This is a genomic window from Pseudomonas sp. DrBHI1, from assembly GCF_002205115.1.
Taxonomy (GTDB): domain Bacteria; phylum Pseudomonadota; class Gammaproteobacteria; order Pseudomonadales; family Pseudomonadaceae; genus Aquipseudomonas; species Aquipseudomonas mosselii.
Genome location: NZ_NIBE01000143.1, coordinates 27,345 through 43,807, shown reverse-complemented (window position 1 = coordinate 43,807; position 16,463 = coordinate 27,345). Strand labels below are relative to the sequence as shown.

General features: G+C 66.5%; 15 protein-coding genes. 8 read left to right on the top strand and 7 right to left on the bottom strand.

Features of this window, described 5'->3' with window-relative positions:
* The first annotated feature begins 14 nt into the window (after positions 1 to 14).
* From macA to CC207_RS25760, 3 genes are all read left to right on the top strand, one after another.
* Complete coding sequence (gene macA / locus CC207_RS25770; protein ID WP_088853023.1) at positions 15 to 1,169, top strand: macrolide transporter subunit MacA; 1,155 nt, start codon at positions 15 to 17, stop codon at positions 1,167 to 1,169.
* A 2-nt stretch (positions 1,170 to 1,171) separates the two neighbouring features.
* The gene (locus CC207_RS25765) at positions 1,172 to 3,175 is read left to right on the top strand and encodes a MacB family efflux pump subunit (RefSeq protein WP_088853022.1); all 2,004 of its coding nucleotides are present in this window, start codon (positions 1,172 to 1,174) and stop codon (positions 3,173 to 3,175) included.
* Between the two features lie 124 nt (positions 3,176 to 3,299).
* Positions 3,300 to 4,109, top strand: coding sequence for an ABC transporter substrate-binding protein (locus CC207_RS25760; RefSeq protein WP_028691505.1), 810 nt, complete (start codon positions 3,300 to 3,302; stop codon positions 4,107 to 4,109).
* Positions 4,110 to 4,164: 55 nt separating this feature from the next.
* Here the strand turns inward: CC207_RS25760 and CC207_RS25755 are convergent, their stop codons facing one another.
* Positions 4,165 to 4,446 (bottom strand): hypothetical protein, encoded by a 282-nt coding sequence (locus tag CC207_RS25755; RefSeq protein WP_062574197.1) that lies wholly within the window; start codon positions 4,444 to 4,446, stop codon positions 4,165 to 4,167.
* Positions 4,447 to 4,728: 282 nt separating this feature from the next.
* Between CC207_RS25755 and CC207_RS25750 the strand changes: the two genes are divergently transcribed.
* The gene (locus CC207_RS25750; RefSeq protein WP_088853021.1) at positions 4,729 to 6,816 is read left to right on the top strand and encodes a bifunctional diguanylate cyclase/phosphodiesterase; all 2,088 of its coding nucleotides are present in this window, start codon (positions 4,729 to 4,731) and stop codon (positions 6,814 to 6,816) included.
* Here the strand turns inward: CC207_RS25750 and CC207_RS25745 are convergent.
* Entirely contained in the window at positions 6,813 to 7,076 is a 264-nt protein-coding gene (locus CC207_RS25745; protein ID WP_028691502.1) for a DUF1652 domain-containing protein, read from the bottom strand. The genes CC207_RS25750 and CC207_RS25745 overlap by 4 nt on opposite strands.
* Before the next feature lie 298 nt (positions 7,077 to 7,374).
* On the opposite strand from CC207_RS25745, the gene CC207_RS25740 reads away from it, so the two are divergent.
* Positions 7,375 to 8,604 carry a pyridoxal phosphate-dependent aminotransferase gene (locus tag CC207_RS25740; protein WP_088853020.1) on the top strand — a complete coding sequence of 410 codons (1,230 nt, stop codon included), beginning with the start codon at positions 7,375 to 7,377 and terminating at the stop codon, positions 8,602 to 8,604.
* On the opposite strand, the gene CC207_RS25735 is transcribed toward CC207_RS25740, so the two are convergent.
* Both CC207_RS25735 and CC207_RS25730 read right to left on the bottom strand, forming a co-directional pair.
* Complete coding sequence (locus CC207_RS25735) at positions 8,530 to 9,177, bottom strand: DUF1345 domain-containing protein (protein WP_088853019.1); 648 nt, start codon at positions 9,175 to 9,177, stop codon at positions 8,530 to 8,532. The two genes, CC207_RS25740 and CC207_RS25735, sit on opposite strands and share 75 nt — an antisense overlap.
* A gap of 79 nt (positions 9,178 to 9,256) precedes the next feature.
* Positions 9,257 to 10,438: an NnrS family protein gene (locus CC207_RS25730; RefSeq protein WP_088853018.1), complete on the bottom strand. Its 1,182-nt coding sequence runs from the start codon at positions 10,436 to 10,438 to the stop codon at positions 9,257 to 9,259.
* A 215-nt stretch (positions 10,439 to 10,653) separates the two neighbouring features.
* Between CC207_RS25730 and xerC the strand changes: the two genes are divergently transcribed.
* Positions 10,654 to 11,568 (top strand): tyrosine recombinase XerC, encoded by a 915-nt coding sequence (gene xerC, locus CC207_RS25725; protein WP_028691857.1) that lies wholly within the window; start codon positions 10,654 to 10,656, stop codon positions 11,566 to 11,568.
* Positions 11,569 to 11,583: 15 nt separating this feature from the next.
* Here the strand turns inward: xerC and CC207_RS25720 are convergent, their stop codons facing one another.
* The 3 genes from CC207_RS25720 to gspG form a co-directional block, all read right to left on the bottom strand.
* Positions 11,584 to 12,741, bottom strand: a complete 1,158-nt coding sequence (locus CC207_RS25720) for a diguanylate cyclase (RefSeq protein WP_028691858.1) — start codon at positions 12,739 to 12,741, stop codon at positions 11,584 to 11,586.
* Between the two features lie 65 nt (positions 12,742 to 12,806).
* Complete coding sequence (locus CC207_RS25715; protein ID WP_028691859.1) at positions 12,807 to 13,985, bottom strand: type II secretion system F family protein; 1,179 nt, start codon at positions 13,983 to 13,985, stop codon at positions 12,807 to 12,809.
* An 11-nt stretch (positions 13,986 to 13,996) separates the two neighbouring features.
* Positions 13,997 to 14,422, bottom strand: a complete 426-nt coding sequence (gene gspG / locus CC207_RS25710) for a type II secretion system major pseudopilin GspG (RefSeq protein ID WP_028691860.1) — start codon at positions 14,420 to 14,422, stop codon at positions 13,997 to 13,999.
* A 185-nt stretch (positions 14,423 to 14,607) separates the two neighbouring features.
* Here gspG and CC207_RS25705 point away from each other — a divergent pair, with 185 nt between their 5' ends.
* Complete coding sequence (locus CC207_RS25705; RefSeq protein WP_028691861.1) at positions 14,608 to 15,207, top strand: lytic transglycosylase domain-containing protein; 600 nt, start codon at positions 14,608 to 14,610, stop codon at positions 15,205 to 15,207.
* A gap of 147 nt (positions 15,208 to 15,354) precedes the next feature.
* On the top strand, positions 15,355 to 16,463 hold a 1,109-nt coding region (locus tag CC207_RS25700; protein ID WP_256582361.1), incomplete at its 3' end, for a histidine kinase dimerization/phospho-acceptor domain-containing protein.

The window sequence follows — 16,463 nt, the reverse complement described above, 5'->3', positions numbered from 1 at the left end:
GGAAGAACGGTTTTATGGAAAAGACGAAGTTTCGCAAGATCACCCTTGGGCTCGCCGCGGTCCTGGTCGCCGGCATCGTGCTGTACGCGGTGCAGGCCCCGGCCAAGCCGCCGCAGTACATCACCGCCACGGTCGAACGTGGCGACATCGAGAACGCGGTGCTGGCCACCGGCACCCTGGAGGGCATCCGCCAGGTGGACGTTGGCGCCCAGGTTTCCGGGCAGCTCAAGTCGCTGAAGGTCAAGCTCGGTGACAAGGTCAGCGAGGGCCAGTGGCTGGCCGAGATCGACCCGCTGGTGCCGCAGAACACCCTGCGCCAGGCCGAGGTCGACGAGGAGAAGCTGCAGGCCGAGCGCCGCTCGGTGCAGGCCAAGCTCAAGCAGGCCAGGCGGGTCTACGAGCGGTACGAGGTGCTGCAGGACGACGAGTCGATCTCGCGCCAGGATTTCGAGAGCGCCGAGTCCGAGTTCGAGGTGCAGCAGGCCAACCTGCGCTCGCTGGACGCGCAGATCAAGAGCGCCCGGGTACAGATCGACACCGCCAGGGTCAACCTCGGCTACACCCGCATCGTCGCGCCGATCAATGGCCATGTGGTGGGCATCGTCACCCAGGAAGGCCAGACGGTGATCTCCAACCAGTTGGCGCCGGTGATCCTCAAACTGGCCGATCTCGACACCATGACCATCAAGGCCCAGGTGTCAGAGGCCGACGTGATCCATATCAGCCCCGGCCAGCAGGTGTACTTCACCATCCTCGGCGATGACCAGCGCTATTACGCAAAGCTGCGCGGCACGGAGCCCGCGCCGCAGAACTACCTGGAGAGCAGCGACAAGAACAGCGGCGCGGCCAAGCAGGCCAGCGCGGTGTTCTACAACGCACTGTTTGAGGTGCCCAACCCCGAGCACCGCCTGCGCATCTCGATGACCGCCCAGGTGCGCATCGTCCTCGACACCGCCCAGGGCGTGCTCACCGTGCCGGTGGCGGCACTGGGCCCTCGCGACGCCGACGGCAGCTTCCCGGTACGGGTGATCGATGGCAAGGGCTTCGCCCAGGTGCGCAAGGTCCAGGCAGGTATCAACAACAACGTCAAGGTGCAGGTCAAGGACGGCCTGGCCGAAGGCGACCGGGTGGTGATCGGCGAGCCGGTGTCGGGCGAGGCGGGGGCGTGAGCATGAACATGACCGTCGAGCTGTCACCGCACCTGGCGCGGCCCGCTGGCCAAGAGCAGCCGCTGTTGCGCCTGCAAGGGGTCAGCCGCAGCTTCATGGCCGGCGACCGTGAGTTCCTGGCGCTCAAGGGCATCGACCTGCAGATCCATGCTGGCGAACTTGTGGCGATCATCGGCGCCTCGGGCTCGGGCAAGTCGACCCTGATGAACATCCTCGGCTGCCTGGACCATGCCAGCGCCGGCAGCTACCAGGTCAGCGGCCAGGAAACCCGTGACCTGGACGACGACGCCCTGGCCGCGCTGCGGCGCGACCATTTTGGTTTCATCTTCCAGCGTTACCACCTGTTGCCGCACCTGGATGCCCTGCGCAACGTCGAGATCCCGGCGGTGTATGCCGGCGTGTCCCAGGCCGGGCGCCATGCCCGCGCCCGCGAACTGCTCGGCCGGCTGGGCCTGGCCAGCCATCTGGCGCACCGCCCGAGCCAGCTGTCCGGCGGCCAACAGCAGCGGGTGAGCATCTGTCGGGCGCTGATGAATGGCGGCGAGGTGATCCTCGCCGACGAACCCACCGGCGCCCTCGACACCGCCAGCGGCAAGGAGGTGATGAACATCCTGCTGGAACTGCACGCTGCCGGGCACACGGTAATCCTGGTGACCCACGATCCCAAGGTCGCCGCCCACGCCGAGCGGATCATCGAGGTCAGCGACGGGCAGATCGTCAGCGACCGCCGCACCCGGCCCGAGGCACCGGCGCCGACCGCCGCGGCCGCGCCGACTGTCGAGCAGGCGCGGCCGCGGCTGGTGGCCAGCCTGGGTTTGTTCCGCGAGGCGTTCAAGATGGCCTGGATCGCCCTGGTCTCGCACCGCATGCGCACCTTGCTGACCATGCTCGGGATCATCATCGGCATCACCTCGGTGGTGTCGATCTCGGCCATCGGCGAAGGCGCCAAGGGCTACGTGCTCAGGGACATCCAGGCGATCGGCAGCAACACCATCGACATCTATTCGGGCACCAGTTTCGGCGACAGCCGGGCCAAGGCCATCGAGACCTTGATGCCGGCCGATGTGACGGCGCTCAACGCGCTCTACTACGTCGACAGCGCCACGCCGGTGATCGGCCAGAGCTCGCTGGTGCGCTACCGCAACATCGACGTCGACGTACAGCTCAACGGCGTCAGCGAGCAGTACTTCCAGGTGCGCAACATTCCGCTGGCCTCGGGGATCGTGTTCAGCGCCGACGACGCCCGGCGCCAGGCGCAGGTGGTGGTGATCGACCACAACACGCGTAAGCGCCTGTTCGGCGACGGGGTCAACCCACTGGGGCAGGTGATCCTGGTCGGCAAGCTGCCGTGCACGGTGATCGGCGTGACCGCCGAGAACAAGAACCTGTTCGTCGCCGGCAACACGCTCAACGTATGGATGCCCTACGAGACCGCCGCCGGGCGGGTGCTCGGCCAGCGCCACCTGGACAGCATCAGTGTGCGGATCAAGGACGGCATGCCGAGCAAGCGGGTGGAGGAGGAGGTCAACAAGCTGATGCTGCAGCGCCATGGCACCAAGGACTTCTTCACCAACAACCTCGACAGCATCATGCAGACCGTGCAGAAGACCAGCCGCTCGCTGACCTTGCTGCTGTCGCTGATCGCAGTGATTTCACTGGTGGTCGGGGGGATCGGGGTGATGAACATCATGCTGGTATCGGTCACCGAGCGGACCCGGGAGATCGGCATTCGCATGGCGGTGGGGGCGCGGCAGTCCGATATCCGCCAGCAGTTCCTGGTGGAGGCGGTGATGGTCTGCCTGATCGGTGGGGTGATCGGGATCGGGTTGTCCTATGGGATCGGTTATTTGTTCGCGTTGTTCGTCAAGCAGTGGGAAATGGTGTTTTCGCTGGGATCGATCGTCACGGCGTTCGTGTGTTCGACGCTGATCGGAATCGTGTTCGGCTTCGTGCCGGCGAGGAATGCGGCGCGGTTGGACCCGATCGAGGCGTTGGCGCGGGATTAGACGGTGTTGCGCCTGCCGGCGCGGCACAATGGTTCATCATGTCGCATATGGCATTCGTGCGTTTCTCGTGCACACTGTGTAGGGCCATGCTGTCAGTGGCGTAATCCATGGTACGAGGAGCGCAATGAGCGGACATTGTCTGGGCTTGTCTGTGTTGTTGTCGTTCGCCTTGGCGGTGGCGCCCAAGCTTGCCGTTGCCGCTGACGCCTGCCAGCACCTGACCGCCACCGGCAATCCGGACTATCCACCCTACCTGTGGCGTGATCCGCATGACCCCGGGCGGCTGATCGGCGCCAACGCCGACCTGCTCAAGCAGGTGGCCAAGGAACTGGGGCTGGTGGTGGACGTGGTGTATGTCGGGCCGTGGTCCAGAGCCCAGGAAGAGGTGAATACCGGGCGTGTCGACATGCTCGCGGGGTATTTTCGCACCCAGGCGCGGGAGCAACTGGTGGACTTCGTCAGCCCGCCGTTCCTGTTCAACTCCAGCGTGGTCTGGGTACGCAAGGGCGAGGGCTTCGCCTACAGCGACTGGTCCGACCTCAAGGGGCGGCGTGGCGGAACACTGGTCAACAACAGCCACGGCCAGGCCTTTGACGACTATGCGCGGGCGCAGCTCGTGCTCGAGGCCGTGCCCAGCGTCACCCAGGCCTTCCAGAAACTGCTGCTCAAACGCAGCGACTATGTGATCTTCGAACACTACCCAGGCCTGGCCCTGGCCCGCATGCTGGGCAAGGAACAGGCGCTTGAAGTGCTCGACCCACCGGTCTCCAGCGAGGGGTTGTACCTGGCGCTGTCGCACAAGTCGGGCTGCAACAAGCCGGCGCTGCGCGAGCAGCTGGCGCGCAAGATGAAGGCGCTGGTCGGCGGGCCATTGCCCGAGCAACTGGTGGCCGAGAACCTGCAGCGCTGGCAGCGTCAGCAGACGGGCCAATAACGCATCCGCCTGCCTGTCGCAGGAAGGTCACCGCGTTGGTCGAGCGAGCGCTGGGCTAGCCTTTGCACCTGGCCACGACCACCTGGCAGGTGTGCGGGGTGCCGCCCGACCTGCCGGCGTAGCGCACGCAGCTGTCCAGTGACTTCTTGCTGGCCATGGCCAGGGTGGGGCCGAAGGCCAGGCCGCCTTCGCCGCTGCTGGGCAGAGCCTTGGCGTAGCAGTTGGCGCCTTGGGCCGCGTAGCGGGTGGTGGCGTGTTTGCTTGAACAGCCGGCAGTCAGACACAGCGCGAAGACAAGCAGGGTGAGCAACGCTGCCTGGTTGGGTGGGATGGCCATTGCGAGCTCCTGGGGCAGCAAGTTTGCAGGGGGCGGCCTGTTGAGATTAGCTGGAGTCGCTTCGTTTGGCTTGGGTTTCGTCGTGACGCGATGAGGCCCGAAACGACAAGTGGCAATATGCCTTCAATTGCTGGGCAATGCGCTCTAGCCCAGTCCCTGCGGCGTCTCTTGCCGTTCATTGGATCCATTTAGCTTCGCGAAAACCCCGTGCGTTTCGCCAAAGCTTGAGTACAATCATCGGCTTTTTCCGGGCCGTCCCCCGGCCTGTTCCTGGAAGTGCAAATGCTGATCGGTAGTTACTCATCCTCGCTGGTGTTGATCTCGCTGTGCGTGGCCATCCTTGCCTCTTATACGGCCCTGGACCTCACCGGGCGCATCGCCACGGCCAAGGCGCGCGCGGTGTACCTGTGGATGGGCGGCGGGGCGTTTGCCATGGGCATCGGTATCTGGTCGATGCACTTCATCGGCATGCTGGCGTTCAGCCTGCCGATCGAGCTGGGTTATGACACCACGCTTACGGTCCTGTCGCTGCTGATCGCGGTGGCCTCCTCAGGCTTTGCGCTATGGCTGGTGAGCCAGCCGCGACTGCCGTGGCTGCAGTTGGTGTTCGGTGCCTTGATCATGGGCACCGGCATCGCCTGCATGCACTACATGGGCATGGCCGCGCTGCGCATGCAGCCGGGCATCGACTACGACCCGACGCTGTTCGGCGTGTCGCTGGCCATCGCGGTGGGGGCGTCGGCGGCGGCGCTGTGGATCGCCTTCCGCCTGCGTCAGCACACCCCCTATGTGCGTCAGATCCGCGGTGTCGCGGCGGTGGTGATGGGTATCGCCATCGTCGGCATGCACTACACCGGCATGGCCGCGGCCAGCTTCCCGGCGGGCAGCTTCTGCGGCGCGCTGACCACGGGCCTGGCCGGCGACGGCCTGGACTACCTGGTGCTGATCACCACCCTGGCGGTGCTGGCGGTTGCCCTGTTGACCTCGGTGCTGGACGCCCGCCTGGAGGCGCGCACGGCGGAACTGGCCCGCTCGCTGACCCTGGCCAACCAGGAGTTGACCCAGCTGGCCCTGCACGACACCCTGACCGGCCTGCCCAACCGCACGCTGCTGGCCGACCGTATCGACCAGGCCATGGGCCGGGTGGCGGAACAGGGCGGCTGCTTCGCCCTGATGTTCATCGACCTGGACGGCTTCAAGCCGGTCAACGATGCCTTCGGCCACCATGTTGGCGACCTGTTGCTCAAGGCCGTGGCGGCACGCCTGCGCGGCCATCTGCACAGCCAGGACACCCTGGCGCGGATCGGCGGCGACGAGTTCGTGCTGCTGGTGGAGCTGGACGAGCCGGACGACGCCATGAACGTCGCGGTCAAGCAGGTCAACCTGATGGCCAGGCCGTTCCGCGTGGCCGAACACGACCTGCAGCTGTCGGCGAGCCTGGGCATCGTGCTGTACCCGGGCAACGGCCTGGACCAGCATGAGCTGCTGCGCAATGCCGACGCAGCCATGTACCACGCCAAGAGCGCCGGCAAGAACGGCTACAGCTTCTTCGACGCCTCGATGAACAGCAACGCCCGCCAGCAACTGCAACTGCTGCAGGACCTGCGCACGGCCCTGGAGCACAACCAGTTCCGCCTGCATTACCAGCCCAAGTTCGACGCCGTGCAGCGCCAGCCCATCGGCGCCGAGGCCCTGCTGCGCTGGGAGCATCCGCAACATGGCCTGATACTGCCGGACCGCTTCATCGGCCTGGCCGAGAAGACCGGCCTGATCATTCCGATCGGCGAGTGGGTGCTGGGCGAAGCGTGCCGGCAGATGCGCCAGTGGCTGGACGAGGGCAACCAAGACTGGCGCATCGCGGTCAACCTGTCGGCCATTCAGTTCTGTCATGCCGGGCTGGTCGACAGCGTGGCCCGGGCCCTGAACGAGAACGGCCTGCCGGCCAACCGCCTGACCCTGGAAATCACCGAAACCACCGCCATGCGCGATGCCGACGCCAGCCTGCATGTGCTGCAGCGTCTGTCGGACATGGGCGTGGACCTGTCCATCGACGATTTTGGCACCGGGTATTCCAGCCTGATGTACCTCAAGCGTCTACCAGCCAACGAGCTGAAGATCGACCGCGGCTTCGTGCGCGATCTGGAACAGGACAGCGACGATGCGGCGATTGTCTCGGCCATCGTCGCCCTGGGCCAGGCGCTGGGCTTGCGGATTGTCGCCGAAGGGGTGGAAACCGACCGCCAGCAGGACTTCCTCACCCGCCTGGGCTGCGATTCGCTGCAGGGCTACCTGCTTGGCCAGCCGGTGCCGCCCGAGCAGTTCATGAAAGGGTTGCAGACGTTGAAGGCGCGCCAGGAACAGGCAATCTAGACGGCGCTGCGCATGGGGCTGGCCAGCAGGTCGAAGATTTCCATCTCGGCTTCCACAGCCTCGATGATCCGCTCGACATCGGCGGCGGGCATGATGGTGGCGCAGGGGATGCCGGCGATTGCCAGCAGGGTCTCGCCAGTGACCCGGTCGAACAGCCGGGCGACCATGCTGCGCGGGGCATCCATGCTGGCCTCGAAGCCCAGCGGATGGAAATGCCAACGCATCACCTGGCAGGCGTTGGGGAACGTCATCTTGTTCATGCCAGCCTCCTTGTTCGTGTCCTGAACGCGGTGATTTCGTAGCGGTAACACTGTGGCCTTCCTGGCAGTCGGGACTCTAACCATAGCACCTGCCATGGCAGTAATCGCCAGAAAATAAGGCAGATGTACTAATGCATGACGGCGGTCACAGTCCTGTCACGATGAACGGTGGGTGTCTATCCGCCGGGGCAAACGTTTTCCCCGTGGGCGGGCGGCTGGCAGCGAGAGTTGCTCTGCTATGTTTATCGGCAGCGCTTTTCGGACCAACGGTGTCGGCCGGGCAGACAGGGAGACAGTCATGCGTTTTTCCACGCTTACCCAACGTATTGCCGGCCATGCAGTCGCCGCCTGGGACATTCATTACAAGGCCCTGGAGCAACGCCGCCTGGGGCGCGAAATCTTTCTGCTATCGGTGGGCGACCCGGACTTCGATACCCCGGGCCCGGTGGTCGAGGCCGCTGTGGCCAGCTTGCGGCGCGGCGATACCCATTACAGCGATGTGCGTGGCAGTCTCGCCTTGCGTGAGGCTGTGGTGCGCCACAGCCAGTTATCTTTGGATCCCGCGCAGGTCGTGGTGACCGCCGGAGCCCAGTGCGGCCTGTTCGCGACCTTTCAGTGCCTGTTCGAGCCCGGCGACGAGGTGATCGTCGCCGAGCCCATGTACGTGACCTATCACGGCGTGTTCGGTGCCTGCGGTGCACGGGTCGTACAGGTCGCGGTGCGGCCGGAGCAGGGGTTTCGCCTGGATCCTGCCGCGGTGGCCAGGGTGATCACTCCGCGCACCCGGGGCCTGCTGCTCAACAGTCCGCACAATCCGACGGGCGCGATGATCGACCAGGCCGACCTGGAGCGCCTGGCGCAGTTATGTCGGGAGCATGATCTGTGGCTGGTCTGCGACGATGTCTACCAGTCGCTGCTGTACGAAGGTGAGGCGCCCAGTCCGTTGAGCCTGCCAGGCATGGCCGAGCGCTGCGTGTCGATCGGCAGCCTGTCCAAGTCCCATGCGATGAGTGGCTGGCGGGTCGGCTGGGTGATCGGCCCGCCGCTGTTCGCGCAGCACCTCGGCACACTGGTGATGAGCATGCTGTTCGGCCTGCCGGAGTTCGTCATGCATGCGGCTTGCGTGGCACTGGACCAGGCTGGGGTAGACGTACGGCGGATGCGTGAGGTCTACCGACAGCGGCGTGACCGGGTCTGCGCGGCGCTGGGGGGCTGCCCGGGCATTCATGTCCATCGGCCGGTCGGCGGCATGTTCGTGATGCTTGATATTCGCGGCAGCGGGCTCGGCGCCCAGGCGTTCGCCCAGCGCCTGCTGGACGAGGAGGGCGTGGCCCTGCTGCCGGGGGATGGGTTCGGGCCGAGCGCGGCGGGACATCTGCGCCTGGGGCTGGTGCTGGAGGCCGCGGTGCTAGAGCAGGTGTGTCGGCGCATCGCCGCCTGCGCGCTGCGGGTGCTAGCCGAGCAACCCGGCGGCGATGTTGATGGTAAAACCGAGGATCGCCGTGTTGAACACGAAACCTACCAGTGAGTGCGCCAGCACCACCCGGCGCATGGCTCGGCCGGCGACGCCGATGTCCGAGGTCTGCACGGCGACGTTGATGGTGAACGAGAAGTAGTGGAAGTCCCAGTAGTCCGGGTTACGCTCGCCGTCGGCAAAACGCAGGGGCGGTTCATGGCGGTCGCCGGTATAGAACAGCCGGGCGTAGTGCAGGCTGAAGATGCAGCCGATCAGCAGCCATGAACCGGCCACGGTCAGGCCGGTGTACAGATAGTGCAGGGCCAGGGCGCCGCCCTCCAGGCCGCGGCTGGATACCAACTGCTGGGTGACGGCGGCCAGGCTGGCGATGGCCGAGACGCAGACGGTGATCAACACCAGACCGGCGTTTTCATCCTCGATGCGGGCGACCTTGCGCACTCGCTCGGCATTGGCCCGAAGGCTCAGCCACAGGACCATGGCCAGGTACAGCCAGACGCCAAGGTTCCAGCCGGCAAGGATGTGCTGCACGGTGTCGCCGGTGGGGATCAGCCAGCCGCCGAGCAGGCCGGCCAGGGTGGCGATACTGAGACGGGGGTGGGTGCGGGTGAGGTGGTGGAAGGCCATGCGGTCCCTTGGTGGATGAGCGTGGGTGAACTGTAGACCAGATGCGGCCCTGGCGCGGGGCAAGCCTGCTCCACCTCGTTCAGCCCGGCATGCCGTCCACCCGCGGCCGCAGCAGGATCGGCAGGTAGTGCCGGAGGAACAGCAGCAACGCGGCGCTGCCGAACAGCACCGATACCCCCAGCCCCAGCGGCGTGAACGGCGTCACCACGACCCGGGCCAGCGCCGCCAGCTGGATCAGCGCGAACGCCCAGCCAATGCTGCGCGGTACCGCCAGCGGCCGCCCGGTATGCCCCAGGCTGACCCGGGCCATCATCGCCACGATCAGTCCGGTCATGGCGCCGACCGTCAAGGCGTGGGCGGCCAGGCTCGGATTGATCGCCACCCCGGCATGCCACAGCGCCAGGCCCAGGCAGGCCGGGATCAGCCAGGCATAGGCCAGGTGCAGCGACCACAGCAGTGGCACCCGCCACAGGCCACGGTCATGCCAAAGCACCAGGCGCACGCCGTGCAGCACCGCCAGGGTGGCGAACAGCAAGGTCATTGGCGGCTGCGGCGCATCGTTGAAGCCGAGCACGTAGGTGAGCGGCAGCGCCACGCTGCCCAGCAGGCAGGCGCGGTCCAGCCAGGGGCGGGCCGGTGCAGGGCTCATGTTGCCCAGGCCGCGACGGGTGAAGAACGGGATCACCCGCCCGCCAATCACGCTCATCATCGCCGCCACCAGCCAAAGCCCGGCCAGCACGCCGCGCCGTTGCCACAGCTCGTTGTCCTGCAGCCCGCCGGCCAAGGTCAGCCACTGGCAGGCGGCGATCAGCAGCACCAGTGCGACGATGGGATAGTTGTTGCGCAGCCGCCGCTGCACGATCGGTCGCGCCAGGGCCAGCGCCACCAGCGGCAGGAAGGTACCCTCGATCAAGACCAGCAGCCAGGCCGGCAAGGGCAGGAACCAACTGACCCGACCCAGCAGCCAGAGCAGGAACAGCCCCTGCAGCGGCCGGCCGCTCAGGCCCGGGATACCGCTCCAGTTCTGCACGGCGGTGAGCAGAAAGCCGGCGACAATGGCCACCGCGAAGCCGAACAGCATTTCATGGCGATGCCAGGCCAGCATGCCACCCGCCGGGTTGAGCTGGAGCGCGCCGGCCAGCTCGCCGGCCCACAGCAGCAGGGCGAGCAGGGCGAACAGGCTGCCGCCGAGGAAGAACGGGCGAAAACCCAGGGCCCAAAGGGCCTGACGTGGGCGAGCGGTGATCGGCTGGACGAGCATGGCGGGGACCTTGGTTCGATCGGAGCGGTTGAATGGGGTACCATCACGAACCATGCCAGCGTTCAAAGGCCTTGAATATCAAGGTGATGGCACTGCTTAAGGTCATTATGACTCTTTTTGTTTGTAGTCTTTTTGACCTTGATCAGGGTTGAAATGACTCGCTTTACGCCGTCTTGCGCTCGCCGCGCATTCGGCTTTGCTACAGGATCCCCGCTGTGACCGACCTCCTGCGCAATCCGCTGCTGCAGTACCTCGCCCGCCTGGCCCCGTCCAGCCAGTTGACCATGCGCTACATCCTGCAGGATGCCGCCGACCGCCTGGGCTTCGCCGATGGCGATATCGCCGATGTGCCCTGGCACCGTCTCGAGCCCGGCCATGTGATCGCCCTGGTGGCGGCGCTGCGCGCCGATGGTTACGCGCCCAATACCTCGTCGCTGTACGTCAATGCGGTGCGGGGGGTGATGAACGAGGCCTGGCGCCAGGGGCTGATCGACCACGAGCAACTGCTGATGATCCGCGAGGTCAAGCCGGCCGGCGGCAGCCGCCTGCCGCCGGGACGCAACCTGCGGCGCAACCTGATCCGTGAACTGATGGACGTGTGCGCCGCCGACCCGCGCCCCCAGGGCGTGCGCGACGCGGCGATCCTGGCGTTGCTCTACGGCACCGGCATGCGCAAGTCGGAGTCGGTGGATGTCGACCTGGACCAGGTGGACTTCCAGGAGCGCAGCGTGCAGGTGCTGGCCAAGGGCAACCGCCAGCTGGTCAAGTACGCCCCAGCCTGGGCCTTCGACAAGCTGCAGGCCTGGCTCGACCTGCGCCGCCAGCACCTGCCTGCCGGCGAGCGCGACGACAGCTTCCTGTTCAACCGCATCCGTCGCGGCAGCCATATCACCCGTGCGCGCATCACCAAGCACGCGATCTATTACATTGCCCGCCAGCGTGGGGCGCAGGTAGGGGCCAAGATCATGCCCCATGATTTTCGCCGGGCGTTCATCACCCGGGTGATCGAGGAGCACGACCTGTCGATCGCGCAGAAGCTCGCGCACCATGCCAACATTCAGACCACGGCGAGCTATGACCGGCGCGACGACAACGAGCGGCGGCGGGCGGTGGAACGGTTCGACTACTGAGAGCGAGCGCGGGCCTCAGCACACCTCGGCATAGCGCAACGCCCGGCCACGCCCCTGATGCTTGGCCGCGTACAAGGCCCGGTCGCCCATCGACAGCAGCCGCGATAGCTCCCCTGGCGCGGCCGGCTGGCTGACTATGCCGATACTTACACCCAGCAGGCCCGGTTCCAGCAACGCCAGCCCGGAAAATCCGGCGCAAATCCGCTGCGCCACCTGTTCGGCCTCGGCCTCGCTGGCGCCGCGCAGCAGGCAGGCGAACTCCTCACCGCCGATGCGCGCAAACAGGTCGTCGCGGCGCAGGTGGCGAGCGGTTTCCCGGGCGAACGCCAACAGCACCTCATCCCCGGCGGGGTGGCCGAATCGGTCGTTTATCCGTTTGAAATGGTCCAGGTCGCACAGCAGCAAAGCCACCGGCACCTGGCTTGTTGCGCAGTCATGCAGCAACTGGTTGCCACGCTCCATAAACGCCCGGCGGTTGTCGATGCCGGTCAGCGGGTCGCTGTAGGCCGCGGCGCGGAGCAGGATCTCGGCGCGCTCGCGAACCATTGCCAGGGTCACATAGGAAATACCGATGGCGAACAGCATCGACTCGAACAGGATGAAGGCAAAGAAGCCCGGGCTGGCGCCGCCGTTGTTGATCGCCTGGTCGAGGGCGACACCGTCCTCGAGCAGCGTGCGCATCAGGTAGAGCGCTGCATGCAGGGTGGTCAGGATCAGCGCCGGGGTATAGGACACCTGCAGGCGCACCCGTGGGCGCAGCAATTCGCCGATGCTCAGGCCGGTATAGCCCAGGGTCAGCAGCGAATACACCTTCACCCGCAGGCCAAGATCGCCGTAAAAGCCCGGCCATAGGCTGAATAGGCCCCAGAACACGGCGCCGGCCAGCAGCAGCGGCCAGTGCGGTTTGCGCCCGCCGAGCACGCGCATGGCCGTCCAGCCCAGGCCGGTGCCGACCAGCAGGACGATATTACCCAGTACCAGGGCCAGGTAGTCCGCGCCAAACCCGCGCAGGGCGTTCAGGCAGACTCCCAGGCCCGAGATCAGCAGCATCGCGCCCAGGTAGCCCAGGCTCGGGTCGCTGGCGCAGCGCCGCCAGGCGTGCAGGGTCAGGATGCCCATCAGGGCCAGGATGAAAACGGCGACCAGGATCAGGGTCGGCAGGCTAAGCGGCACGATTGAAGGGCTCTAGGGGCAAACCGGCGATGCTAAGCCATGCGCATGGCCATTTGCTACCTCGCTCAGTGAATGCTCGACGCCAGTTCGAAGATCGGCATGTACATCAGGATCACGATCAGCCCGATCAGCAGGCCGATGAAGGTCATCAGCAAGGGTTCGAACAGTTTGACGAACCATTCGACCCAGCGGCCGATCTCCTGGTCGTGGAAATCCGCGCAGCGCTCGAGCATCTCGCCCAGGTTGCCCGATTGCTCGCCGGCGCGCAGCAGGCGCAGCGAAACCGGCGTGACCAGTTGCCCGGCCAGCAGCGCATCGGACAATGGCAGGCCTTCGGCGACCCGTCGGCTGGCCTGCTCAAGGCCTTCGGCCGCACTGCTGCCGAGCAGCCCCCGGGCCATGCCCAGGGCGGTGAGGATGGGAATGCCGCCTTGCAGGAGGATCCCCAGCGAGCGGTAGAAACGCGCCAGCTCGTACATCACCAGGCGTTGGTGCAGGGCCGGTAGCCGGCGCAGCAGGCGACCGGCACCACGGCGCAGTGCCGGATGGCGGCGCAGGGCGACCAGCGCGCCGAGGCCGGCGAGGGTGCCCAGCCCCAACGGCAGTTGTTGGGCATGCAGGAACAGGCCGATCTGCATCAGCACCCGTGACAACCAGGGCAGCTCGCTGCCCATGCCCTCGAACACCAGGCTGAAGCGCGGCACGACATAGCCCAGCAGGAACAGCACCACGCCGCCGCCCACCAACAACAGCAGCAGCGGGTAGACCGAGGCGCCGACCAGCTTCTGGCGCACCAGGTCCAGCCGCTGGCGATAGCCGATGTAGCGGTTCAGCGCATCGCCCAGGGCGCCGGTGCGCTCGCTCGACTGCACCAGGGCCACGTACAGGGCGGGAAACACCCGTGGCTGCTGGGCCAGGGCCTGGGACAGCGAACGCCCCTCGTACAGCTGGCCCACCAGTTGCGCCAGGGTCTTGCGCGTGGCGCCGCCGGGGGCTTTCTCGGCCAGGCTTTCGAGGGCGTCGATCAGCGGCAGGCCGGCGCCGAGGAGGGTGGCCAGTTCCTGGCTGAACAGCATCAGGTCGAACGCTGCCGGGCGTCGGCGCAGGGCCAGGCCCCGGCTACGCACACTGAGCACGCGCAGGCCCTGGTCCTCGGCCTGGCGCCGGGCCTGGTCGCTGTCCTCGGCCTCGACCTGCATTTGCACCACGCCCTGGCTGCCCAGGGCCTTGAGCTGGTAGCGCATGGTCGGGCTCCTCACTGCCAACTGGTGATCTCGGCATTTTCTCCGTCGCCGCCGGGCTGGCCGTCCTTGCCCATCGACAGTAGGTCGTACTCGCCGCCGTTCTCGCCGGGCTGCTTGTAGATGTAGGGGCGTCCCCAGGGGTCCTGGGGTACCGCTTTTTGCAGGTATGGCCCCGACCAGCGCGCCTCGCCGCTGGGGGCGGCCACCAGGGCCTGCAGGCCCTGTTCGCTGCTGGGGTAGTGGCCGACTTCCAGGCGATAGAGGTCCAGGGCCTTGCCCAGGCCTTCGATCTGCGCCCGCGCCACTTTGGCCTCGGAACGGCCCAGCTGGCTGAAGTACTTGGGCGCGACGATGCCGGCCAGCAGGCCCAGCACCACCAGCACCACCAACAGTTCGAGCAGGGTGAAGCCGCGTTGGCTGTGGATGTTGCGCTGCATGGTGAAATCCTCCAGTGCGTTTACCCCTGCCATGCAACAGCCGTGCACGTCTGCGCCGGGCCCTTGCGCCATGAGCGCTGGCGGGCGGCACGGCGCTTGCGTCATAGCCGAAAAGCCCGATTCGACGGGCCATTTTCCCCACATCGGGGGCCACTGTTGTTCTTGTGCGGCGGGAGGTGATCGACATGCGTGGGCTGATCCTGGGATTGGCGGCGGGGCTGATGGCGCTCGGCGCCCAGGCCGACATCTACATCGCCAGTGATGGCAAGGGCGGCTTCGTGCTGTCCAACGTGCATCGGCCAGGACGGCACTATGAGCGGGTCATCAAGGAGAGCGGCTTGGCTGGCGGGCCGGTCAACGCCCAGCTGGTCACCGGGCGGCCCTATGCCGACCTGGTGGCGGCCGCGGCCCTGGCCAACGATGTGTCGCCTGCGCTCTTGCATGCGCTGATCAAGGCCGAGTCCGGCTACAACCCCAAGGCCCGTTCGGCCAAGGGGGCGGCGGGGCTGATGCAACTGATGCCGGACACGGCGAAGGAGATGGGTGTCGCGGATGTGCTGGACCCGGCGTCCAACGTGCAGGGCGGGGCGCGCTATATCAAACGCATGCTCAAGCTGTTCGACAACGACATCACCCTGGCGGTGGCGGCCTACAATGCCGGGCCCGACGCGGTGCTCAGCCGGGGGCGGGTGGTGCCGCCGTTTGCCGAGACGCGGCGGTATGTGCCGGCTGTCTTGCGAGAGTATCGGTTGCTGCGCGGACTGGCTGAGGATGCGCCGCTTTGAGGGCGGCCGGCGCTCGATCTCAAAGGCGCTGCAAGGCTCGCGGCGAGCACCTGGCAGCCTTCATGCGACTATTAGCCCGACCGACACACCATGGTTTCCCCAACTCTGGGCTATAACCTCTAAAGGTGCCCAGCCGCGGAGCCCGCCATGGACCTCGCCCCCCGTCCCGACACACTGCTGCCCGCCGAGACCGCCCCGGCGCGCAAGCCGTTCAACCTGCTGCGCTGGTACGCCTGGGTGAGCCTGGCTGTCATCGTCTCGGTGGGTGTCGGCCTGGGCCTGATCTCCAGCCGCTTCATCATCAATGAGAGTGTCGAGCGCGACGCCTTGCTTACCGCGCAGTTCATCACCTCCATCGCCGATGCCGAAGTACGTCATGTGTCGATCCCCAACGTGCGGACCATGGGCGAACTGCTCGACCCGCGTACCGACAAGGCCCTGTCGGACGTCGACCCCGAGGCCCGGCGCCGTGCCCGGGGTGAGTTCCTCGACCATATCGCCCATCTGCCGGATATACTCCTGGCCAACATCTACGCCCCCGATCGCACGGTGATCTGGTCGAGCAACCCGGCGCTGATCGGCAAACTGATCGAGTCCGACGACGACCTCGACCGGGCCTTCGCGTACAAGATGCGGGTGTCGGCCAGCTACCACGACTTCGAGCGGGCGCGCAGCGAGCAGAAGTTCGTCACCCCGCCCGAGGAGCTGTTCATCGAGAACTACATTCCCCTGTTCGATGCCGACGACGAAAACGTCACGGCCATGGTCGAGATCTACAAGGAGCCCCACGACCTGATCGTGCGCATCGAGCACGGCCTGCTGCTGATCTGGCTGGCCATCGCCGTGGGCGCCGGGCTGGTCTACGTCGGCCTGTACGGCATCATGCGCCGCGCGGCGCGGCTGATGGCGGTGCAGCAGAAGCGGCTGATCGGCAATGAAACCTTCGTCGCCCTGGGCGAGGTGTCGTCGGCGGTGGCGCACAGCCTGCGCAACCCGCTGGCGAGCATCCGCTCCAGCGCCGAACTGGCCCAGGCGTTCGATGATGGCCCGGCGCAGAAGAACATCAGCGACATCATTAGCCAGGTCGACCGCATGTCGCAGTGGGTGCGTGAGCTGCTGCAGTCATTGCGCCCGCTCGGTGACGAGGCCGTGCCGGTGGATGTGGCCCAAGCCGTGCGCGACAGCTTCCTGGCCCATGACCAGGCGCTGCGGCAGAGGGGGGTGCGTCTGGTCATGGACGAGCTGCCGACGGCCCG

Bases quoted from the DNA above. Each gene is read 5' to 3' on its own strand.
- CC207_RS25745 (WP_028691502.1), bottom strand. From the start codon at position 7,076: ATGAACAAGATGACGTTCCCCAACGCCTGCCAGGTGATGCGTTGGCAT.
- CC207_RS25740 (WP_088853020.1), top strand. From the start codon at position 7,375: ATGCGTTTTTCCACGCTTACCCAACGTATTGCCGGCCATGCAGTCGCC.
- CC207_RS25735 (WP_088853019.1), bottom strand. From the start codon at position 9,177: ATGGCCTTCCACCACCTCACCCGCACCCACCCCCGTCTCAGTATCGCC.
- CC207_RS25760 (WP_028691505.1), top strand. From the start codon at position 3,300: ATGAGCGGACATTGTCTGGGCTTGTCTGTGTTGTTGTCGTTCGCCTTG.
- CC207_RS25755 (WP_062574197.1), bottom strand. From the start codon at position 4,446: ATGGCCATCCCACCCAACCAGGCAGCGTTGCTCACCCTGCTTGTCTTC.
- CC207_RS25730 (WP_088853018.1), bottom strand. From the start codon at position 10,438: ATGCTCGTCCAGCCGATCACCGCTCGCCCACGTCAGGCCCTTTGGGCC.
- CC207_RS25715 (WP_028691859.1), bottom strand. From the start codon at position 13,985: ATGCGCTACCAGCTCAAGGCCCTGGGCAGCCAGGGCGTGGTGCAAATG.
- macA (WP_088853023.1), top strand. From the start codon at position 15: ATGGAAAAGACGAAGTTTCGCAAGATCACCCTTGGGCTCGCCGCGGTC.
- CC207_RS25765 (WP_088853022.1), top strand. From the start codon at position 1,172: ATGAACATGACCGTCGAGCTGTCACCGCACCTGGCGCGGCCCGCTGGC.
- CC207_RS25705 (WP_028691861.1), top strand. From the start codon at position 14,608: ATGCGTGGGCTGATCCTGGGATTGGCGGCGGGGCTGATGGCGCTCGGC.
- gspG (WP_028691860.1), bottom strand. From the start codon at position 14,422: ATGCAGCGCAACATCCACAGCCAACGCGGCTTCACCCTGCTCGAACTG.
- CC207_RS25750 (WP_088853021.1), top strand. From the start codon at position 4,729: ATGCTGATCGGTAGTTACTCATCCTCGCTGGTGTTGATCTCGCTGTGC.